Source organism: Streptomyces shinuiensis (genome assembly GCF_043660855.1).
Taxonomy (GTDB): domain Bacteria; phylum Actinomycetota; class Actinomycetes; order Streptomycetales; family Streptomycetaceae; genus Streptomyces.
The window spans coordinates 70,657-94,684 of record NZ_JBIHML010000002.1 but is presented as its reverse complement, the minus strand read 5'-3'; the positions used below and the strand labels follow the sequence as shown (position 1 = coordinate 94,684).

The following is a 24,028-nucleotide window of genomic DNA, read 5'->3' as shown; positions in this document are numbered from 1 at the left end:
GCAGGATCTGCCCGCGGGACGGCTCGACCAGGTTGCCCTGGGCGTCGTACTGCGGTTGCGGTACCCAGTCTTCGGCCTCCTGGCGCAGCAGAGCCCAGCGGCGCCGCTCCGCGCGCAGCCGGTAGGCCAGCGACAGCGGATCGGTGGCGTCCCTGAGCGCATCGAGGGTCTCGTCGAGGTCATCGATGTCCATCGCCTCGATCGCCATGCCGTGCGCAGCCTCGCCCTGGGACATCTGGCCAGAGGGCCCGCGCATCGGGGTGGGGCGCTCCCTCTGTGCCGCCGGTGCCGCACCGTCCTCTTCACTGACGTCGGCCGCGTGTCCAAGTGCCGCGGGGGCCGGGGCAGCCGTCTGTGCCCTGTTGGCGGCTTCGGCTTCCTGCTTGGCCTCAAGGCTCTCGAAGACGGGTATCTCGCGGCCGCGAGCCGACAGCATCGCCCGCAACGCGTTGACCTTCTCGGTGCGGGTCTCGTACGTCAGGTTCTTCGGCATTGCGTGCCAGTACATGCCGTGCTGACGGTGCGCCCCGTCCAATTTGCGCCGGTTGAAGCCGCGCGGGCCGCCGGCGACCTCGAGCGCGAAGATGAGCTCGCGGTACTGGTTTGAGGCCCCCCACACGTGGGTGTGGTCGGGGTGGTGCTCGATCCACACGTTCAGCCACGTCTGGTCGTTGGGCACGTCGTTGAGTTCGGCGTGCACCTCCACCAGGTGCCGGACGGAACGCTCGATGGTGTCGTGGCCCTTGATGGGGCTGTCGTCGCCGTACAGGGTCTTGTGCTTGCCCTGGTTGTAGGTACGGTTCTCGACCGAGCCGATCTTCCGATCGCTCGGCCCGTATACCACGGTGCCAGGGTAGGCGCTGACCTGGTGGTATCCCGGGTAGCCGGGCACGGGGACGGCGTCCTCGGGCAGTTCGCCCTCCGCTACAGCGGGCGCCTGGTCAAGGCCGAGTTCGCGGGCGCGGTCCTGGCGCTCCTGGCCGGTGGCGACCCACTCGTCGTAGGACTGGACAACCTGGGCGACGGCGCCCGACACGGTCTCGAACGGATGCCGCGTCGTCCAGTTCTCGATGGTGGTGGCGGCGTATCCGCCGTCGGGTCGGGTGACGACGGAGCCGATGGCCTCACCGTCCAGCAGCACCGGGGCACGCAGGAACTGGCCGTCGGCCGCAAATTCGCCAACGGTGACGCGTGCGAGCAGAGCACGGGTCACCTCCTGGCCGCCGAGCCGCATGGCATCGTAGATCGACACCGGCCTGTCGTCCGGCTGGTCCTGGGCCGGGTCGATGCGGGGGGCCGCCTTGTCCGGCTGCGCTGGCTCCTGTGCGGTTGTCTCGGAGGCGCCGTCGGCCGGTGCGGCCGCCTCGTTCTCGGGCTGGTTGTCCTCGCGCGGGAGGTCGGCGTCGGAGGGGTCGAGGTTCAGCTGGCCTTCCGGCACTGCCCCGCTGTCCTGTGCGGCAGATGCCGGGGCGCTGTCGAAGTCCTCGGGGCGCATCTGCGTCCAGGACCCGCTGGCCGGCGTCTGCTCGCTGGACGGCGGGGCGGCGGAGGGTGCCGCTGCTGCAGGCTCCGGGGCGGGCTCCGCCTCCGGTGCCGGGGAGATGCTGATCCCCTGCAGTTGCTGGGCGGTGGTCTCGACGTCCTCGAAGGCGTCGGCCCACTGCTGGGCCACCGCGTGGGCTGCCTGGGCGCGCTGCGCCACCTCGGGCCACCCGGTCCGCTCGGCGTCGGCCGCCAGGCGGGCGGCAGCGTCCCGGGCGCCCGCGATCTGCTGACGCAGGGCGGAGATCGGACTGGGACGTGCGTAGATCGCGGCCAGTGCGTTGCGGACGGCGTCCAGTGCGTCGGTGAGCTCAAGGCTGCTGCCGGGGAGCACAATGTTGGTGTGGGTGTGCCGCAGGGCCTCGATCAGCGCTGGGCGGGCGGCACGGGCGACGACGGTTTCCGGGCGCACCTCCCACTGTCCGACCGCCTCCCGTAGCGGGCCCGGCAGGGCGTGGACCCGGTTGAGCTCGTGGCGGACGAGGTGCCCGTCGCGGGTGCCTTCGACGGTGAGGGAGCCGTCGGCTCCGCGGTGCATGCCGGTCAGGGTGAGTGGCTGGGACCAGTTCTCCGGTGACAGGCCCTTCTCCGGTGACTCGGGCAGGCGGATGACGGTGCCGGGCTCGACCTGAGACCAGTTGGTGCGCCGCCATCCGGCTGGTGCCTTGGCGCTCAGACGGTCCTCGCGGCGGATCGCGTCGCCCTCGGCGTCTCCCTTGCGCTCCAGGGGGATGAGGGGGTTGCCGTCCAGGTCGATGAACCAGAACTTGTCGCCCCGCAGGCGCGGCATGTTCTCCAGGGACTCCTTCTTGACGACGGCGCCGAGCGGCTCGCCCCACTCGTTGGCCAGCAGCTTCCCGCCGTGCTCCTTGAGTGCCTTGGGGTTGCCGAGGACCGCCTGGAGGCGGGCACGCCGCTTCTCCGTGGCCGCGAGGTTGCCCGAGACCCGTTCCCGTTCGGTGGTGATCTGGGCGCGGCGGGCTTCGACGAAGGGAGCGTGCGCGGTGTCGGCCAACGGCAGCTCCAGGCGGGCCTCTTCGACCTCAAGGACCTCGGGGGACTTGTCCCGCAGGTTGCGGGTGCCGGGGCGGGCGGTGGTGATCTCACCGACCGGGTCGGCGGCGGTGAGCAGGTCCTGGCCGCGGCGGCGGGCCAGGACGTCGCCGTAGTCGGCGCTCTCCAGCTCGACGGTGAGTTGTCCGGGCTGGACGTCGGTGACGGTGTGCCACCAGCTGTGCGATCCCTTGAGGAGGACCTGGTCTCCTGCCTGGAACTCGATCGGGCTCCAGTCCCTGCGCTCCTCCTCGGTGAGCGCGTCGAGTTCGCTGCGCCGGGTGACGTCGAGTTCGGGCAGGGTGGTGTCGGCGGGCGCGCCGTCGCGGTGGTAGTGGACGGCGATGGAGCGGCTGTGCTTGAGCATGCGCCGGACGAACAGGCCCGTCTTGTAGGCCCGGGTCTCGGGCCGGATGCGCGGGTTCTGCACCCATGCGCCTGCACTGGGCTTGCGGATGAAGTCCTCCGCCTCCAGGGCGGCCAGGGCGTCCTTGTCGGTGTCGGCGACTCCGAACACCCACGTACGGTTCTCCCCGCCGTGCTCGCGGTCGTGGCGGATCCACACGGTTTCCGCGGGCCGGGGACCGGTGAGCTGAGCGGCTTCCTGCAGGGCCTGATGGCGTTCGGCGATCTTCTTGGCGCTCGCGAAGGGAGTGCGCTCCCCGGGCATGTAGTCCGTGCCGACCGCGACCGTCCACTTGGTCTTGCCGTCCCAACCGTTGGGGCCGTGCCCGTGGCCGATCTGCTCGCTGCCGTAGCCCACGGTGATGTGCTCGACGTCGTCGCGGGCGCCCTCGCGTGGCGGCTCCAGCCGCCACCAGTAGCCGGGCATGCCGGTGATTTCCTGCGCGTCGAACGGGATGCCGGGGCTTTCGTCCGTTTGCCCGCCAGACACGGCGGCAGGAGCCGCAGCCACGGGTGCGGCCTGCTGCTGAGCCTGGTGGCGTGTGGCGAGCAGCTTCGCGCATTCCGCCGACGTCTGCCCGCCGTGCACCGGCTCGGTGTCGTCGGGGATCGTCCAGCCGGTTCTGCCCTGCCACCCGGGCCCGTGTACCTCACCGATCGTTTCATCTCCGAAGCCGACGGTGACACGCTCGGTTGTGTAGCGGTCGGTGGCTTGCGGAGGCTCCTCGCGCCACCAGTAGCCGGGCATCCCCTCGATTTCCTGGGTGGCGTAGCGGCTGTCGGCCGTCGGGGCCGGCGTGACGTCCGATGCAGCGGCGCTGCTCGGGTCGGCGGACGACGTGGCGACCTGATCCGTAGCTTGCGCAGCGGCCTGTTCGGCAGGTTCGGGCGAGTCTTGTTCGGCCAGGGCGGGGACGGCTTCGTAGCGGCGCATGGCGTTGAGGGCATCGGCCACGGTCGGGTGTACTTCGCCACCGCGTGGTCCGGTGCGCCTATCGGGCCACCAGGCCCAGGACCGCTCCTTGTCGGCGGCGTAGCGGCCCTTTCGCAGCCCCCATTCCAGGCCGAACTTCCAGTGCCCGACAACGGTGCGGGCCTCCAGGACGACTTTGAACCGGTCGGTGCTGTAGCTGCCGGGGATGGTTTCGCGCGTCATGCTCCACCCGCGGGCCTGGGCGGTCTTCCACAGCTCCTCGACGGTGGCGGGGACCGGGTAACCGGGCTCCCAGACCCCACCCTCCGTTATCGGTATGTCGTCACCGGGTGCAGGGGCAGTGGTCATCGAGGCCTCCGGTGCCGGGGCCGCCGTCTCGGGCATCGGCGCGGCATCTGGTGCAGGTTCGGGTGCGGGGATGGTTCGGCTGTCGACGAAGGTGCGCAGCCGTTCGGGCATCTCGTGGACGTGTCCGGACAGCACCCGCACCAGCCCGTACAGGTCGCTGGAGTGCTGCTGATCGTTCTCGAGCTGGGTGCGCAGCGCGGCCACGGCGGGGGCGAGACGCTCGATGGCCTCGGCCTTGGTGCGGATCTGGCTGTCGTCGAACTGGATCCGGTCGTGCGCCTGCACCTGGTCGAGGGCGTCCAGGACGCGGGTCAGCGTGGGCTGCTGGGTGTAGGTGAGCGGCCAGGTATGACGGGCGGCGGTGCGTAGTGCGGCGGCAACGGGTTCGAGTTCGGCGAAGGCCCAGGACACGCGCATCGCGTCGGGGTAGGTGGTGTGGCCGGGCAGCGGCTGGCCGCTCTCCTCGGCCCAGACGCGCAGGGCGTTGAGGACCGCGTGGTGGAAGTTGCCCGACCCATACGGCTGCGGGGGCAGGATGGTCAGCGGCTGGTCGGTGTGTCCGGGCAGGTGCTGTCCCATCACGGTGTGCCAGCCCGAGCCCTCCTTGACGAGGGTGGCCACGATCGTGTCGTCGGGCGTGCGCAGGGTGTAGGCGGGGCCGCTCCAGATGGCTTCCTGGACGACGGTGTAGTCGTCGGTGCCCGGGACGCGGTAGCACAGCCGGTCGGGGTGGCCGGGGTGGGTGATCTGCTCGTATGTCTGGTTGCCGAAAGCCTCGTAGTCGCCGAGCTCCTCCGTGGGGAGAGTCGCGAGGGGGCGTCGGCGCGGGTCGGAGTAGCCCAGGCGCGGCATGAGGAACGGATCCTCGTACCAGGGTTCCATCGCGGTGGGGAACACCTGCCGCCACGCTTCGCTCCATGCGGTGGCGGCCGTCCTGTCGGCGTGCCGCCGGGCTTGGTCGGCGAGCGCGGTGAAGACGGGATCCAGCTCTGCCGGGAGGGCTTCCCGAAGGGCGGGGTTCTGGGTGGCGCGGGCCAGCATCAGGATCGGTCGGACGACTTCAGAGGGCGTGCTGGGACTCAAGGCCCGCACGGCTGCCATCGCCTCGCGCAGCTGGGAGGTGCGCGGGTCGGCGGCCGGCCACAGCGGATGAGCGGCCACTGCCCAAGCCGCGGTGATCATGTCCGTGGTGGCGCGGGTAAAGTCTTCGAGGCTGGTGTAGGGGCCGTCCTGGGGGGAGGTGGGCTCCAGGTCGAACAGCGAGTCCGCTTCCGGTGACGCGGCGGGGGCCAGGTAGCGGTTCCAGGACGCGGCAAGGGCCTGGGAGGTCGGGGCGCCGGAGGCTCGCACAGCGTCCCAGACCGTCGCTTCAGCGTTGCGAAGACGGGTCCGGTCGGCCCTGCTGTCCGGGGTGACGGCGAGGGCGGTGACATACTCCTCGTCGGCGTCGAGGAGTTCGCGGCGCGCCTCGTCGCTCAGCCCCATCTGAATCCAGGCGGACAGTTCCTCCCAGCGCATCACCATGCGGACCGTCGGCCAGGTGCGGCTTCCTTCGGTGGTGATCAGGATGCCGTCGGGGGCGGGGTCGAGCCGGCCCACGGCGCGCAGGTCCTCGGGGAGGTTGGGTCCTCCGAGCCAGATGCCGCGGCCGGAGCCGACCAGCTCCTCGCGCCAGGCGTGCCACTGGGCGGGGTCGTCCATCCGCCGCACGAATGCCGCGAGTCCTGATCCCGGCTCGCCGACGGCGAGCACTCCGTAGGCGTCGATCATGGTTCGGATGACGGCGTGCTGCTGGGCGAGGGAGATGCCGGGCACAGCCCAGTCGGCGATCTCGAGACCCGCCGGTGCGGCAGGACTGTCGGCCTCCGGACCTGTGGTCGCGGAAGCGGGTGCCTGCTGTGCCTGCGCACCGGCGGGGCGCGGCGCGTTGTCGAACAGGGACTCCCAGGCGTCCGTGGTGGCGGTAACCCGCCACATGGCGGTGAAGGAGTCGGCTGCTTGCACCAGCTCGGCCAGAGCCTGTGCCGCATCGTCGGGCACCGTCGTACCCGACCATGCGCTCTGCACGGCGATGACGGCCGCGTGGACAGCTTCGACGGCCGCGTGGAAGTCGTGGGGGTCACGCAGGGAGACCCGACGGAAGGTATCCAGGGCCTCGCGCAGCGCCGTCTCGGGACCTGGCTGAGTGGCCTGTTGCTTGAAGTGGGAAGTGCGGGCCACTGCCCGGATGGCGTCGTTGAGAGCGCGGCGTGGTGCGCTGATCTCCTTGAAGTGGGTGAAGGCCGTGGCCTGCGGCTGCTTGCCCCCCGGCTGGTCGGCGGGCTGGTCGGCCTCGTCGTTGCCGCCAGGTGCGGGGGGCGGCGGAGTACCGGGGCCGGCGCCGCCCCCGGAGAGCGGCTCGGCTGCCCGCTGGTCGTGGCCGCTGCGTTGGCCCTCGCCGGGCCCGGCGGCGGGACCGGAGGGTGCTTCGCCCGCAGGGCTGGCACCGGACTGCGCCTGAGCGGCCAGTGCTGTCTGCGGCTGCATCGCAGGTGCTGGGGCCACGGCGGGAAGGTTGTTGTTGTCGGGCTGGTGCGCTCGGTCGGGCGACGTTGGCAGCCGCAGGAGACGCGGCGCCCGCTCGACCAGCCCGGTCAGCGGCACGAGCACTTGACTGAACGGGCGGCTCATGGTGTGCGCGAGCGTGTAGTTGCGTCCCTTGCCGTACCGGCTGGGGAAGACACTCAGCCTGTCGCCGGCGGCGGTGAAGCTGCCTGGTGCGGTGACGCGGCCGTGGACGTTGCTGGTGCGCTGCGAGGTGGAGCTCTCAAAGCCATCCGCCCAGACCTCGTCACCGGGCTGCAGCTCCCAGGGGTAGACAAGGTCCCAGCCGTGGCGGCCGCGTCCCCGAGCAGCCCTCTCGCCGGGCGGGTACAGGTCGGCGGCCGCGGTGATGTCGTCCGCCAGCTGCCGCGCGTGCTGCCGTGTCTGGGCGTAGGAACCGGAAGCGGTCCCCAGACGCTTGTCGAAGTCGCGGAGCAGGTCACTGATCAGGTGCAGGTCCTGGAAGGGATCGCCGCTGTAGCTGACGCCCTGCGCCAGCCGGGTCAGGGCGTCCTGAGCCAGGCGCCAGGGGGCGCTGGGCTGCACCTTCTTGAACAGGCGGCGATCGGCGTCGCCGTCCGGCGCCGGGCTGTTGGGCAGTCGGTTGAGGAACTCAGTGGCTCGTTCCTGCAGGAGATGAGGCATGCGGGCGTGGCGCCGCAGTTGGTGCCGGGCCGCCGGTCCATGGAGCCAGGACGCGGGTCCGCTGCGTCCTTGGTGGTCGATCCAGGTGGCGTCGTCCAGGCTGATGACCCTGTGCAGGTCGATGGGCTGGCCATGCTCGTCGGTGCGTTCGCGCAGGTTCGGGGCTGTGGTGACGGTGCCCCGCACAGTCACCCACTCCCCCACGGCGGGCGCCGTCGCGCCAAGCAGGCGGCTGTCGGCCACGTCGGTCGCGGTGACCTGGTGGCGGAAGCTGATCCGGTCGCCGGGGGCGAGGTCCCGGATGGTGGCGATCGTGTTGTAGCCCGCGGCGAGTTCGGTGTCCTGCCGGGTGCGCCGGGCTTCACCGTCGTGCTCTGTGTCGGCCGGCAGATGCCCGTCTTCGACCGCTGTTGCGTGCACCACCTCCTCGACGGTGTCACCGGAGCCGGTGCGCCACAGGCGGGCGACGTGTCCGGCCAGGGGGGAGGTGAATGGGAAGGCGGTCTCGGAGGGGCCGGCCAGGACCGCTTCGACGCGGGCGGCGAACCGCAGGGCGGTGCGCTTGTCGGCCAGGGCCGGGGCCCCGGGAAGGTCGGCCATCGGACCGGGCAGTGCCACGTGCCACTGCCGGTCGTCGGGGTGCTCGTAGACGGCGAGGTTCCCGCTGGGGGTCAGGGCCAGGCTGCCGGAGTCGGCGATCGCCCTCAGGTGTGCGGCCCGGTTGGGGGCGAGGGTGCTCTGGCCGGGTTCGGCCAGCTCCGGGCTGTCGGAGCGAAGGTGGTCGAGGAGGTCGTCGAGGAGTTCGAAGCGGGCGCCGTCGGCGCTGGCGGCGAACCGCGGCAGCGTCGCCAGGTGGTCCAGGGTTGCCTGAGGATCCAGGGGGGTGAAGATCAGGCGGTGCGTGCGTACCGCGCCCGGGTGGGCCGGGATGTCGACGACGACCGTGCCGTCGGTGTCGGTGTAGGCCAGGGCCCCGGCCGCGATCAGTGACCTCGCGGTGTGCGTGACGTCGTGGCCCTCCCAGGGCCCGGCGTCGGTGCCACTCGCGGGGGCATACAGGCGCCAGGGATCTGCGGTGAACTCGTGTGAGCGTGTGGCGCGCTGCGTACGGCGGGCGTTGCGTTCCCGGGCACCGGGCGGGACTCCCTGGGGCAGGGAGGCGGACAGGTGCTTCCAGTGGCCGTCCGCTGCGGTCTGCTGCAGTCGTTGTGCACTCTGTCGCATCACGGCCGCCCATGCCCTGGCCTGTCGCCGGACGTGGTCGGATGCGCCCTGGTCTGTGAGGAACGCATCGAGCGTGTCGGCGGCGTCGGCGAGCTGGAACGCGTAGGGGACGGTGACCTCAGGCGGGGCCGGTACCTCGCCCGGATGCAGGGCGAGGTCGTTCAGCCCGGTGGTGAACAGCAGTGCGTGTGCGACCGGGTCGGCCGCTCGGAAGGCCTCGGCCAGGTCGTGGTCCGCGTCCCAATGCAGCGGCGACACGGGCACTTCGGCGAGGTGGTCGCGCCATTCCCTCGCGCTTGAGTAGGGACGCACCGTCTCCCCGGCTTCGCGGGGAGCAGGGGCGCCCGCGGCCGGAGAAAGGGCCCTTTGCTGGTCGTCCTCGGGGACTGTGTCGTGCTCGGCGCGCGCCGTATCGCTGGACGGCGCGGGGCCGGCCGTCGGCTGGGCGGCCGGGGTAGGTGCGTGGTCGGGGGTGCGCTGTTCCTCTGCCCACGTGGGGTGGGGGTTGGCGAGCCGGGTACGGGCCACGTCGTCCCGGCCGCTGGCGTACGCGTCCAGCAGGCGTTGCAGCGTGGAGGCGAGGCCGCGGACGAAACGGTCGGCGCCCTGCCCGTGTGCCTCGACCAGAGCACGCTCGAGGTCCTCGTTGCGGCGTGCGCCCTCGCGCTTCAGGAGGTCGAGCAGGCGGTAGGCGGGGGTGCGCTGCAGGGTGTGGCTGCGGGCCGACTGGTCCAGGACGCCGGGCGGGTTGCTGGCCAGGGGGAAGTCCTGGTCGAGCGCGGCCAGCTCTGCGTCCAGGCCGGCGAGGTCGTCGAGGTCGGGATGCCGGTCCGGAACGGCGGACAGCAGGGTGGTGAGCTGCGCGCGCAGCGGTCGCAGGGCGGCCTTGACGGCGGTGAGGCGCACCGTGGCGGGCCGGGTGTTGTGGGCGGGGCTGTTCGGTCCGATGGGCACCGCGCCCTGTGGCCAGCGCACCACCACGCCGCGCGCGCCGAGGCGTTCGGTGGTGTACCCGGCGCGCTGGAGGTCGGAGTCGAGGGTGATGCGTCCGGTCGCGATGACGGCCGTGGCGGCACCGGCGCCGGGAAAGTCCCGCTCGGTGGCAGTGCGCACCTGGAAGGTCTCGGTGGGGTCGGTGCGCCGGCGGTGGGCGTCCAGGACCGCGTGGACTTCGGTGGCGAGCTGGTGGCGTTCGGCGTCCAGGCCTCGGGGCGGGGTGACGGTGACGTGGCGGGCCTCGCCGCGGTGGGCGCTGCGCGGGTTGTCCTCGACGACGGTGACGGGCTGCCAGCCCAGGTCGTGCAGGCTCCCGATGCGGGCATCGCGCACATTGGGTGCCTCGAACGGCATCATCGTCATGGTGATGGCGACGGTGCCGTCCAGATGCGGAACCAGGGTGTATCCGCCGCCGCCCCATGCGGCGGGCACCAGTCCACTGTCGTCCAGAACCTGGGCGATGGCGCGCTCGGCCGCGGTGACGGTGCCGGTGGGGGCGGTGGCCGCCGACGGCGGGCACAGCGGGGCCTGCGCGCCGTCGGGGAAGATCCGCGGCTCGTCGGCGGAGGCGATCCAGTCGGCTGCCAGCTCCTGTGCGGACGCCGCCAGGGCGGCGATGACCTCCTGGTCGGCGGTCGGGAGCTCGTGGTGAGCGGCGCGTTCGGCGAGGTAGCGGGCGGCCCGGGCTACGTCGAGGGTGGCCCGGTAGGCGCTCTCGCGATCGTTGAGGTTCTCGTCACGGGCGAGGATGCGCGCCGGGCGGCGCAGTGCCGCCGCGCCGAGGTCGTCGGTGTGCGGGCTGGCGAGCCTTTCGCGGACCGCGTCCAGGGCAAGGACCTGTTCGATCTGGTCCAGCAGCGGAGCGCGCCGGTTACGGAACGCGGTGATCGACCGGCGCACCGTGCCGCCGGGGAACTCGGCTTCCAGTGCCGCAGTGACGGTGGCCGGGCGGCTGGCCTTCAGCGTCTGCCACCAGGCGGCGAGCGGCCCCTCCCCCAGGACGTCTGCCCCGCTACGGGCGATGAGGTCGTTGAGCAGGGTGATCTGCTCGGCGGGCAACTCGTGCTGCCACGCGGTGCCGGACAGCCAGTCGGCCGCGGCCTGCCGGGCGGCCCCGGGCTCGGCACCGGGCTCGGCGTGGGCGACGAGCGCGGCATCGTTCTCGGCCCGGCGGCGCAGTTCGAGCAGGGCCAGGCGCAGGCGGGGATCGGCGTCCCGCTCGGTGGCGGCCACGGCTCCGGCGTGCGCTTCGGCGGCCTGGGCCGCGGCCTCGAGCACGCTCCCATCACCGGTCTTGTCGAGTCGGTGCAGGTGCGCCTGCTCGCGGGCCTGTTCGGCGAACGCGGCCAGGGCCTGGTGGCCGCTGTAGACGATGCCGTGCTCGCGGGCCTGCGTGAGGCGGGCGAGCACGATGGGCGCGGGTCCGTGGGTGAGGGGCCGCTGGCCTTCGAGGACGGCGGCGCGCACCAGTTCCAGGAGGTTGTCCTGGGCGGCGAGCCCGTGGGCGGCATCGGCGTAGGGCTGGGCGCCCGGCGGCACGGGCACGCTCTGGGCGGCCGGGCCGTCGGGGGTGGGTGCGGGGCGGGCGGAAACTGCGTCGGCGGGCAGGGTAAGCAGATGGCTGGCGATCCGGTCGACGTGGTGGCGCGCCAGGTTGTGCAGCGCGAGCGCGAAGAAGCCGCGCTGGGGTCCACTGTTGTTGAGCACGGTCTTGGCGGCGTCCGCGACCTTCTGGTGGCGGTGCATCTCTCCGGCGAGTCCGCCGACGTCACGGTGCCCGTCACACAGGCGCAGTGCTGACGCAAGGTCGTGGCCCGCCTCGGCCGGCATGTCGTCGTCGAAGGGCAGGTGGTCAAGGAGGTAGGCGAGCGCGGTGATGCGGTCCCGGTCCTGCTGCAGCTCCTGAACCGGGTAGGTCTCTCCGGTGGCGTTGGTGCGGTCGGGCACCAGGTGTTCGGCAAGCTGTTCCGCGGCCTGCTGGACGAGGCGCACGGCGTGGTGGGCAGGCTGTGCCGTGTGGCGCCCGCTGTGCCTCCCGATGACCTCTTCGACGGCGTGCAGCGTCTGCGCGGTGAGCGTCGCCAATTCGGTTGCCTGGGCGGCCTGTGCGTGCCAGGGGCTCGCGCCGCCGATGAAGGGCAGGGCCTGCTCGAACGCGGTGATCGTCTCGTTGTCGTCAAGGACGGTGCGCAGGTGACGCACCGCGTCCTTGTGCAGCGCGTACAGCGCGGCGCCGGCCTCGTCGAGTTCGGCTCCGGTAGTGATCGGCTCGGCGAGGGTGGCCTCGAAGGTGCTGGCGCGCTCCTCCAGGGGGGCGTCGATGGGGCGGCGCAGGGCCAGGCGCATGGTGTCGTCGGCCGTCTCGCCCACCGGAGTGAACAGGTGCGGCCCGTCCTCGCTCCCGGCGACGGTGAGGACTCCGTTGTCCCAGACCGGGAGCTGGGCGCCGGTGCGCCGGGCGAGCGCGTACAACTCGGCCGCGGTGTAGGTGACGGTGTCGTCCCAGGTGGCGGAGCCGGCGGCGCGCATGAGGTGCGAGGCGGGAAGGTGGGCGGCGATGGTCTGGGCGAGGACGCGGGCGTGCTGCTGCTCGCCGTCCTCGGCGCCGTTGGGCCAGGTCTCCTCCCCCGTGGCGGCCAGGGTTTCGGTGGTGAGGTGCATGCGGGCGGCGTGCTCGTAGGCGGCCGCCGCCAGGTTGCTGATGCTGGGCTCGGGGATGCCGTCGTCGTCCAGGCGTGTCTGGAAGGCGTGGGCGAGGTCGACGAGCGTGCGACACCAGCGCGCGGCCTTGGGGTGGGTACCGATCTGTTCGGCGGTCGCGTCCTGCCACAGCGCGATGGCCGCCTGGTCGGCGACGTCCTTGACGGCCTTCTCGCTGACGTACTGGTGACCGCTCCAGGTCCGGCTGAACTCGCCCAGGGCGGCGATGAGGTGCAGGGCGCCGGTACGGGCGGCGGCCTGGTCGGGGTAAGGGTCCTCGCCCTCCCCCATGCCCTGCGGGTCTGCAAGGTGCCAGGCAGCCAGCGCAGCCGCCGGGAGGGGAGCGCCGGGGGCTGCGGTCGCGGCGTTCAGGCGCGCGGTGACCTCGCGGACCAGATAGGCGTGCAGGAGGTCGGCGGCGGTGGTGGGCGCGTCATCGGCGCCGAAGTACAGCCTCAGCAGCCCGGCCGGAAGGTGGTCCTGGAGCGAGGCGAGGTGTGCCTCGGTGAAGCGGCTGATCAGGTCGTCCGCGTCGTCGCCCAGGCTGCCGGTCAGGCGCAGACGCAGGTCGATGTCGCTGCTGGCCGCGTCCGCGAGCTCGGCCACCTGCTCGGCCCACGGTTGCCACCGCTGCGGAAGGTCGGTGCCGGCGGCGGGCAGCGGGCTCAACTGTGCTGCCGCGTCGGCGGGAGCGGCTTCACGCAGGGTGTGCCACATGGTGCCGAACAGGCCGACGAAGTCGCCCATGGGTCCGATGTCGCTGTACAGGGCGCGGCGCAGGCGGGGCGACATGTCCTGCTCGCGCTGTTCCAGCCACGCCCACAGGGCGGGTGCCTGGGGCACCTCGGCCGTCGATGAGGCGTGGTGGTGGATGATCGACAGCAGCTGGTGGTCGGCGCGGGCCTGCGCGGTGAGGGCTTCAATTTCGCGCTTCAGGTGCGGGTCGGCTTCGTCGACGAGGCTCTGGGCGACCCTCGCGTGCCGGCCTGCGGTGCTGTCCAGGTTCATCAGCAGGTCGCCGTGGCCGAACTGGCCCTCGTCGGACTGCTCGTGCCACACCTGCTTGGTGAATTCGCTGATCTGGTGGCACAGGGCGGGCAGGACCGGGGAGACGCCCGCGGTCAGGTCGCCGTGCTCGCCGGCAAGGTGCTCCAGCAGGCGGAGCAGGGTCCGCTCGGCGGCCGAGGCGTCGGGGGTGAGCACGCCGGATTCCGTCACCCGCTGCGCAAGCCGGATGAGGTAGTTGTGGAAGGCGGCGAAGTCTTCCTGGCTGGTGGGGGGTTTGGCGGGGCCCAGGTCGGGCCGCGTCAACTGCAGGATGCCGCTCTGACGTGCGGTGGCCGCGGCGAGGTCGGGAGCGTGGGCGACGGTGGCGGTCCACTGCCGCCGCATGTCCGTGGCCACGCTGTCCAGCGCCTGCCAGCCGAGCATGCGGTCGGAGATATCGCCGGCGCGCAGGCGGGTGATGTCGATGACCTGGTCGAGGAGGGCGGCCCAGCTGGCCGGAGTGGCGCCGGGCCGGGGCGTCTCCAGCAGGGCGGACAGCGCAATGACGGAGTGCCGCTCCGCCGAGGGGAGCTGGCCGAGCGGGCCGACCTCCTCGGCCCACTCGCGCCAGGCGGCCTGCAGGCCGGCCAGGGCCGCGACCGCCTGCTCGGGGCTCGTGTACGCGTTCTTGCCGCTGGCCCGGCGCAGGGAGGCGCGGCTCAGCTCGGGCATGCCGCGGGCGGCGGCGCGGTCCAGGTAGTTGTCGCTGTGCCGCAGCAGGATGGTGAGCTGGGTCAGGGCCTGGTGCAGCGGGCGGGCTTCGCCCTTGTCGGTCAGTTCCGCACGCAAGAGCAGCAGGTGCTGATGCACCTCAGACATGGCCCGCCAGTGCTCGGCCGGCCCGCCGTTCTGGCCCGGTTCGGGCAGGCTCGCGGCGGCAGCCAGGGCGTCCTCGGTGGCCTGGGCGTGCCATGGCGTGACGTCTTCGATCAGCGCGCGGTGCTCGGCCAGCCACTGCCCGACGTCGGACAGGAGCTGGTCGGCGGCCTGGACGGCCTCCGGTCCCGGCGGGAAGGGAGCGGGGTGGAGGACTTCCAGGGCCCACTCCCCCGCCTGCTCGGCGCGCACGAGGAGGGCGGTGTCCCACTCCTGCACGGCGGCGCCCGGCCGCGCGGTGGCGAGGTCCTCGACGTACGCGTTGAACGGGTCGGTGTCCGGCCGCGGGGTGGCGGCGTATTCGATGAGGGCCCGGAAGATATCGGTGTCGATGTCGATGTCGGGGCCGGACAGGCCGGGCCAGCTGTCAGGCTGGTTGGACAGCAGGGCCCGGGCGTCGCTGGTGGTCAGGCCCTTGGCCATCGAGATGAACCGGGCGGCGTCCTCCTGCGCGGGTACTGCCTGGAGGGTGCCGGATCGGCCGCCGTCGTGCGACCACAGGGTCCATGGACCGTCGCCCTGCCAGGAGATCCGCTGGCCAGAGTCGGTGCCGAGACGGTCGTGCAGCTCGGCGCCGCGGCACACGAACACCTCATGGCCGCGCTGCACCGCGTACAGGGTGTCGTCCCCGGGCTGCTGGGCGAGCCGGGCGCTCTGCGCGGTCTGCGCGGTGACGTGGACAGCGAGCAGGTCGAGGTACGCGTCGTCGCCGAAGAACGCCCGCATCAGGGCGGTCTTGCGTGCACCGTCCGCACCGTCGAGCTCGTCCACGACCTGCTCCTGGATCCAGTCGCGGACCAGGCCGACACGGAGACTGTCGAGGGGGTCGTTGCTGACGGTGAGGCCGACGGTGTGCGGGTCGCGGGCGGCGGCGTCTAGGAGCCGGCCGATGAGCTCGGCGTGCTGCTGCCACTGTGGCGGCAGCGGGAGACGGCCTGCGCCGGTGGCGGGCTGGGTTCCGGTGGCGTGCTGGGCGACGGTGGCCGCCAGGCGGGCGAAGGCGCCGGTGAAGCCGCGCGGGGTGATATCGGCATGCAGGGTGTGCCGCAGGGCCGGGCTCATCTGCTCGGCGCGTGCGCCCAGCCAGTCCACCAGGGCCGGGGCGAACGGCACGGGGGCGTGACTGGTGAGCGGGTGGGCGGGGATGTGCGTCGAGGCGAGCAGCTCGGAGTCGGCGAGTGCCTGCTGGGTGAGGGCCTCCAGCTCGTCGTCGAGTCGGCCGTCGGTCTCGATGAGGGTGGCGTACAGCCTGCGGGCCCGCTGGGTCGCGGTGGCCGCGAAGTCGCGGAAGTCGCCGCTGCGGGAGTGGCGGTAGCCCTCGTCTTCGTGTTCCCGGATCACGCGGCGGGCTAGGTGGGCGGCTTCGTCGAGCAGGTGGGGCCAGGCCGGGTCGATGTGGCCGTTGGGCGCGGTCAGGGGGCGGCGGGCAAGGTCCTCCAGGAGGTGGGACAGGCGCCGTTCGGTGGCCGACTTGGTCGGCCTGAGCTGGTTGTGGATGCTGCGCACGGCGGTGCCGCCACGCGGCCCGTAGTAGCTCTCCAGTTCCTCGTAGTCGTAGCGGCCGTCGGTGTCCGTATAGGGCGCTGCCGGGGTGAGGTCGCGGGCGGCAACTTCAAGCGGGCGTGGCCCGGGGGCGAGGAGGGTGTCGGCCAGATCGGGATCGGTGAGCACCGTCCGGGCCAGGCGCCCCAGGTGGGTGGGGAGTTTGCCGGTGGCGCGGGTCAGATCCGTGGTCCCGGTGGCACGGGCGAGGCCGTAGAGGGCGTGCAGGTGCGCTGTCGCGCCGCCCGGGACGCGTGCGGCGGCCACCTGGGCCTTCAGCAGAGTGCTCTGCGCCTCGGTGCGCTCGAATCCGTTGGGCGTGGTGGGCTGCGCGGCGGCCTCGGCCAGGGCGTCGAGGGCCTGCTGGACCTCGGCCGCGTCCGCGTAGGGCGTCTCGAAGCGACGGGCCGTCTCGCGCAGCCACGTTTCGTCGGGCGCGGACGGCGGGGTGTGGGCGAGGCGGTCGACGTGGAGGGCGGCGGTGCGCGCGAGGTGGCGCAGCCGGCCGATGGCCCGGTCGGCGGTGGCGCGGCGGTCTGTGGGCGCGCCGTGCAGTTGCCCGGCCAGCGTTTCGGCGGCTATCTGAACCCGGGTGTACGCCTGGAGCTGCAGGCCCCAGTCCGCGGCTGGAGTCTGCTGCGCCTGGTTCCAGGAGTCGGTGAATTCCGCGATGGCCGCTGCGAGTTCCTCGCCGGGTTCGGCCGGGAGTTCCTGTGCGTAGTCTTCCTGCCACTGGTCGTGCAGTGCGTGCAGGTCCTCGCGTGCTCGGGCGGCGGAGTCGTGCTCGTTGTCCGTGGCGTACGGTGCGGGGCGGTCTTCCCCGAGAATCCAGCGCTCCTGGGTGCTGGGGCCATCGTTCTTGCCAGTGTCCTGCGCGGGCTCGTCCACGCGCTCCTCCGCAGGGGAGGGGGCGGGGGGCTGGGATGCGGTGTTGGCGGTGGGGTCAGCCGCGGCGAGGGTGCGCACGGCGTCTTCGTCGCCGTCGCGGATGGCCTGGATGAGGGGCTGGTTGTTCTGGCTCCAGGTGGCGATGGACTCTTCGAACTGGGCGCGCTCCTGGGCCTCGATGGTGCGGGCCAGGTCGTTCTCGTCGGCGTGCTGGGCCAGGGTGGCGCGGTGCCGGTCGAGGAAGGTGCGGGCGAGGCGGGTGAAGTGGCTCAGGGGCCCTTGCATGGTGGTGCGGTCGCGGCCCTTGAGGGAGCGCAGGAGCCGCTCGGCCTGGTTGAGGGAGTTGGTCAGGGCGGTCTCGGTGTCGTGGCCGTCGCGGTCCTCGTGTGCGGCGACCGCCTGGAACAGGTCGTGGCGCAGCTGGCTGAAGGCCCGGGGGATGTTCTCGCGATCCCAGGTCTGGCCAGCGGCGCGGTTGAGCTCGATTTCGGCGGCTTCCACCTCGGCGAAGGACTGGTTCCATTCCCGCTGGGTGGCGAAGACGGGCGCGGTTGCGGGTGAGGGCTCGGCGGCGGGCGGCGGCGCAGCCGGCACGCCGGTGGCAGGCGGGGTGGGTGCGGGCTTGCCGGTGGCCGTTGACGGGGCTGCGGTCGGAGTGCTGGTCGTGGTGGGTGTTTGCGCGGGGCTGTCGGCCGGGTTCTCGGTCGCGGAGGTCTGGGCGGCTTCGGGGGTTTCGGTGACAGAGGGTGCGGCGCGGCGGGCCAGGCCGGTGAGGCGGGCGTCGTTGGAGACGGCTTCGAGGCGTGATCCGTCGCGGCGGCGGGCGGTGAGGTGGCGGCCTTCGCTGCTGATGGTGTGCAGGGCTGGGCTGTCCTGCATGAGGCGGCGCAGCAGGGTGTGGGCGGCGAGGGTTTCGGTGCCGACCGTGTACTTGGCGGACAGGCCGAGGTCGTCGAGGCGGACGTACTCGCGGCCGTCCTCGGCGCCGGACTGGTCGGTGCGGGGTTCGTCGGAGTCCTCCCACTGGGCCAGAGCCGAGGGGGTGGCGAGGGTGGCGGTCCAGCGCTGTTCGTGCAGGGTGGCCAGGCGGCCGAGCCGCTTGAGGTCGGTGGCCATGGGGTTGTTCTTACCGAGCGTCTTGGTGGCGTCCTCGATGGCGGTGCGCCACAGGTCGGGCGGCACGATCGCGGCGGCGGGTGCCAGCACCTCGCCCGCCAGACGCTTGGCCCGCAGGCTGAGGCTCTCCTCGTGCAGCTGGGTGACGGCCTTGGTGAGCTTGCGGGCGCCGGGGCTGTTGACGGCGTCGGGGTGGGATTCGATGACCGCGCGCAGGGCTTCGGCCATCAGCCGCTCGGCGATCAGGGTGCCGAGCCGGTCGGTGTAGTGGGGGAAGTCCTCCTGCTCCTCATCGGCTCCGGTGGGGCCGTCGGCGGATGCACCGGAGCCGCCGCTGCCGCTGGAGCGGCGGCTGGAGCGTCCGCCTCCTCCTCCCCCGCCGGAGCGGACCATGGCCGCCCCGTCCTCGACGCCACCCGCGTAGCTGGGCACGGCGCCGGCGGGGCCGCTGCTCTGGGCAGGGGCTTCGGTTTCCAGCTCGGCCATCAGGGAGGCGAGCTTCGCCTTGGCCTCGATGAGGTTGTCGTCGTCGTGGTAGACGGTGCCGAGGTACTGCTGCGCGTTGGCAACCTCGGCCAGGGCATGGGCGTGCTGCTTCTGGGCGGTGGCGAGGTCGTCTTCGAGGTGGGCGAGGCGGTGTTCGAGAGACTGGATCGTGCCGGAGACGGAGGCGGGTTCGGTGGTGAGCTTCTTGTGGTCGACGGACACGGGCTTGCCGGCGCCGAAGTCGAGGTGGAGGTCGAGGAAGTCCCGGCGGGCGAAGATGGGCACGCCGCCGAGTTCGGCAATCTCCAGCGGCGGGTGGTTGCGCTGGCCGCGCAGTTCGTCGAGGGCGCCGATGAGCCGGAAGTGCAGGGCGCGCGCGGCGTCCTTGCGCTTGGTGTAGGTGCGCTTGGTGCCGGTGCGCTCCACAACGGTCATGGAGAAGTCGGTGTCGCGGGTGGAGCGGCGGGTGCCGGGCGTGGTGGCGTCGCCGAGGATGGTGGTGAGCCAGGAGATGCTGGCCTCGAGCTGCTCGGCGCGCAGGGTCTCGGAGTCGATGGTGTGCCGCAGCCCGTACTGGGCGGCGTTGTGGGCGTGCTTCTCGGCCTCCATGCCGAGGATCTCGTTCTGGAGGGTTCCGACTTCCTGCAGCCGCGGGTCGCCGGCGCCCATGGCGACGGCTTCGACCATGTACTCGTTGAGGTCCATCGCGATGTCGTCGATGGTGCGGTCGGTGAGCTTGCCGCTCATGAGCTGCTGGATGAACTTGGCCTTGCCCAGGACGAGCTGCCACACGTAGGCGTCGAAGGAGTTCTCGGTGACGTAGTTGTAGACGTGGACCTCGCGGCCCAGGTGGTAGTTCAGGTTCTTCTGGCGTACGACGCGGCCGGTGCGCTGGTGCAGGTCGACGGGACGCCAGGGGCAGTCCAGGTGGTGCACGGCGATCGCACGCCGCTGCACATTTGTCCCGGTTCCCATGGTTTCCGTGCTGCCGATGAGCACGCTGATCTTGCCGTTGCGGGCGTCGCGGAAGAGGGCTGCCTTCTCGCGGTCGCTCTTGGCTTCCTGCATGAAGCGGATGCCGTCGGTGGGCACGCCGCGGGCCGCAAGCTCCATGAACAGGCCGTCGTAGACGGTCCACTTGCCCTGCTTGAGGGCGTCCTTGGAGGGGGTGCCCAGGTCGGCGAAGACCAGCTGCAGGCTGCCGGGCAGTTCGTCGGGCGCCTCGTCCTTGGGGCCCTGGTAGACGTCGTCCTTGTGCTTGAAGTACAGCTCGGCGATCTTGTCGGCGGCCTTCGAGATCTTCGTCTGTTCACCCTCTTCGAGGGCGTAGCCGATCAGACGCGGGTCGAGGGCTGCCTGCCGCATCCAGGACGCCAGCTTGAGCATGTTGTCTTCGCTGGGGTCCACCGAGCGTGAGCGAATCGCGCGGGCCCGGCTCTTGGCCGTCTCGGCTATCTCGGCGTTGACGCTGGTGGGCGGGCACGTAATGATCTGCGGGCCGCCGCCGAACACGTCGGGAACCGGGAGGCCGAGGTCTTCGGCGGTCTTGACGTCGGTGGGCACCCACCAGGCCGTCAGCAGCTCCGGCATGTTGGTGAAGCGCGCGAAGCGGCTCTTGGTCTGCAGCCCGCCCTCGGGGGCGATCTCGATCTTGGTGTCGATCTCGGCGTGGTTGGCGACCCAGTCGTCGAAGTTGTCCAGGCCCTCGGCGGCCAGGATGTCGGGGCGCAGCAGCTTCATCCACACGTACGCCTCGGCGATGGAGTTGACCACCGGCGTCGCGGAGGCTCCGGTGATCACACGGGCGCCGTACTTGGCCCGCATGTACTCGAGCTTCATGTGCAGGTCGGTCGCGCGGATCGACCCGGCAATGCTCAGCCCGGCGTTGTTGGACGGGTTGTACAGATTTTTGAAGTTGTGGATCTCGTCGACGAACAGGTAGTCGATGCCGAGCTGCTCCCAGCTCAGGCCGCCCTCACGGATCGAGCGCATCCGGGCGCGCAGGGCCTGTTCGCGGACCAGCTTCTTGCCCTCAACCTCCTTGACGGTGTCGTCGTTGTTGGGGTCCTCGCCCTCGGCGATGAGCTTGGCGCGACGCCGCTCCAGGTCTCGGTCGAACTCGGCGAGCTGGTTGGCGATGTAGTTCTCGTGCTCGGCCGCGGAGAGCGGGATCGCCTTCATGACGCCGTACGTCATGATGATCGCGTCCCAGTCGCCGGTGGCGGCCTTGGCCGCGAACCGCTTGCGCTTGCGGCGGGTGGACAGATCCTTGGTGGAGGCGGTCAGCACCTTCGCACCGGGGTAGGCCTGCAGGAACTCCCTGGTCCACTGCTCGGCCATGTGGTTGGGCACCACGATCGCGGGCTTTCGGGCCAGGCCGAGGCGGCGCAGTTCCATGGCGCCCATGGACATCTCGAGCGTCTTGCCGGCGCCGACCTCGTGGGCCAGCAGCGCGGACGGCTCGTTGAGGATCCGGGAGACCGCGGCCTGCTGGTGGGGGCGCGGGTCGAACGCGGTGGACAGGCCCGGGAAGGACAGCTTGGGCGCGTCGTCGTAGTTGCGCAGGACGAAGCTGTTGAAGCGGGTGTTGTAGAGGTTGGCGAGGTGCTCGGCGCGCTCCTCGTCCTTCCACAGCCAGTTGCGGAACTCCTCGTTGATGCGCTCCGCGTACTTGTTGGCGATGGTCGTCGCGGTCATCGCCTCGGCCCGGAGCCGGGCCTTCTCCGCGGCGGTGGCCTCCTCGGGGAAGGAGGGGACGATCCGGATGGGCCGCTGGTTGAGCAGGGCACGGACGATCTGGACCGCGTTCATCTCCTGGGTGCCCCAGACCGCGGTCGTCATCACGTTCTGCTCGGTGTTGCAGTCGACCGTCCACGTGGAACCGGCGGCCCGCTCCACCTTGATCGACTCGTCGCGCAGCAGGCCGCGCAGGAACTCCTGCACGTAGGAGGCGTCCACCCAGGGCGCGCCGAGCTTGACGCGGATCTCCCCGGGCGGCACGTCCTTGGGCTGCACCTCAGTGAGCGCAGCGACGTTCGCGACGAACCGCTGATCGACAGCCGCGGCGTCCTGGGCCTGGGCGAGCTTGAGTCGGACGTTGCCCGACAGGTACTCGGCGGCCGGCACCAGCCGCCCGGTGTGGGGCTCCTCGAACACCACCCCGAACAGCGCGTCCCGCGCCGCCTGCTCACTGTCCAGCTCCAGCAGCCGGGCGATGACGTCGAGGCGGATCGTGCCGTGCAGGTCGAGGCTGATCGCGGCGGCCTCTTCGGGCGTCTCCGCCCTCTCGGGCAGGGTGCGCGGGGCGGAGACGCGCTGGGTGAAGATCTCGGACTTGCGGGCGGTGCCGGTTTCCTCGTCGTAGTCCTCGAGCGCGTAGACGAGCGGCGCGTGCGGGTCATCGGCGAAGCCGCCCTGCGGCGGCGGGACCCGCGCCCAGACCTTCAGCTTCCCGGTGTCGCGCATCTCGTCGCGCACCGCTTGCACCTCGGCCAGCGCCTCGCGCAGCGCGGCCGGGGCCTTGGTGGCATCCCAGCCGAGCAGGACCTGAAGGTCGGCTTCGGTCATCACGCCGTCGCCGAGATTGTCGATGGCGGCCTGCTGCTTCGAGCCGAGCCGGCCCGTCACCTCCAGGGCCGCGTCCATCAGCTGCTCGGACAGCTCCTCGGGCACGTCGTCCCAGGTGAGCTTGCGGGTGCGCTCCTGCCGGGTGAACCGGCTGACCGCCCCGTACTTCTCGACATACGCGTCGTAGTGCGCGTTCAGGGTCGAGCGCAGGAAGGTCAACCAGGCGTCATCGGCATCCGGGGAGGTCTCGGCGTCCAGGAGCTCGGAGACCGCGTCGCGTATCAGCAGCAGCGCCCTGAGCTCGTCGCGCTGGGTCTTGGGGCAGGGGTGCGGCTCGCTGTCCTCCAGTCGCGCCGACCAGAAGCTCCCGTCGTCGAGCTCGATGATCCGCCCGTCGAACCGCTCCGCGTTCTCCCCGAACAGCTCCTGCGCGCCGGGCCCCTGGATCTCTTCCTCGCGCCGTGCGGGGTTCTCGGTCATGACGAGGCCAGCCTCAACGGCGGCCGCGATCTCCCGCTCCAGCGCCCTGTTCAGGGCGGCAGCGGTGTCGCCGCCGCGGGCGCGGACCTCTGGGCGGTGCTTGCCGCCGCGGGCCCGGCCGGGGATCAGGGTTCCCAGGACGTTGCGCGGATGGGCCTGGTAGTACTCGTTGACGTCCATCCGCTTGTCGTCTTCGGTCTTCACCTCCTCGGTCTTCGCGAAGACGGCGCCTTGTTTCTTGTGGGAGGGCGCCTTGCGGCGGAACACCAAGAGGTCGGTGGCCACGTCGGTGCCGGCGGCTGCGGCATGGGCGCCGTTGGGCAGCCGGATCGCGCATACCAGGTCGGCGAGCTCGCCCATCTCGGCGCGGGCGGCCTTGGAGGACTTGTCGAGCGTGCCGGTGGAGGTGATGAACGCGGCCACTCCCCCGACCCGCACACCCTCCAGGGCCTTGATGATGAAATGATCATGCATCGGAAAATTGCCGGGATTGTGACGGGGGTCCGTCAGCCGTGCGGAATGGAACGGCACGTTTCCGATCGCGGCGTCGTACTCGCCGGTCCTGACCCTCGACTTCTCAAAGCCCTCGTTCAGGATCCGGGCCTGCGGATACAGGGCCTGACTGATCGCCGCAGTCACCGGGTCGAGCTCGACACCGGTCATCTCGGCCCCCTCAGGAGCCATCCCGATGAACGTGCCCACCCCGGAGCCCGGCTCCAGCACCCGGCCGCCCTTGAACCCGAGTGCTTGCAAGGCCCGCCAGATCACCTTCACGAACGCCGCGTCCGTGTAGTGCGCGTTCAGCGTGGTCCGCCGGGCGGCCTGGTACTCCGTCTCGCTCAGCAGGTCCCGCAGCTCCGCCTGCGCCGCCTCGTACTTCTCCCGGTGACTCTTCGTCCGCTCCCGCGAGGGGGCGAACAGGTTCGGCAGGGCACCCCACGACGACCACCGGGCCAGGACCCGGCGCTCCTCGTCGGTCGCCTCCCGGTTCTCGCCCTGGATGAGCCGCAGCACGCGCAGCGCGGCGAGGTTCGCCTCCAGCCGGGCCATCGGCGCGGCCGGAGCAAGATCGTTCTGGTCCTCGGGGCGGAACGCCCCCTCCTGGCCCGCCATTTACAGCAGCCCCTGACGGCCAAGAGCCTCATCCGAGAGACCGGTCAGCTCCAGCAGCCGGGCCGGAGCACCAGCCCGCAGCCGTTCACGCTCCGAAGCGCTGAAGTCCCCCGGCCTACTGCGCCCGGCCAGCAGGTCGTGTAGATGCTGCTCACGCCACTGCTCCTCGGCCACCTCGGCCTCGCTGAGGTGCGGATCGTCGGCCAGGTCGACGTCGTCTTCGGCCGGGAGGAGCACGAGCTCGCGCAGTACCTGAGCCTCAGCCTCGTGCCGCAGTTGCTGCAGACGGCCGGCACGCTCGAGATAGGACTCCCCCGCCACCGCAGGCGCAGTCACACGCTCCGCGGCCCAACGGCTCCGCACCTCGTCCTGGACATCGATGCCCAGCTCAGTGAAGAACGCCTCGGGGTCATCGATCTCCGCGATGCGCCCGGGCCGGAACTCCTGCCAATGCTGCTGCGCTCGCCGCCCGTACTGATTCAC

General features: G+C 71.6%; 2 protein-coding genes (1 of these 2 cut by a window edge). Both read right to left on the bottom strand.

Annotated elements, in window-relative coordinates:
• On the bottom strand, window positions 1–23,545 hold the 5' portion of the coding sequence (locus ACGRHY_RS27195; RefSeq protein ID WP_394638292.1) for a helicase-like domain-containing protein. The gene continues 7,568 nt to the left of window position 1, outside the view; 23,545 of the gene's 31,113 nt are visible here — the first part of the coding sequence; its start codon is at window positions 23,543–23,545; the stop codon falls past the left edge of the window.
• Window positions 23,546–24,028 carry an amidase gene (locus ACGRHY_RS27190; protein ID WP_394638291.1) on the bottom strand — a complete coding sequence of 161 codons (483 nt, stop codon included), beginning with the start codon at window positions 24,026–24,028 and terminating at the stop codon, window positions 23,546–23,548.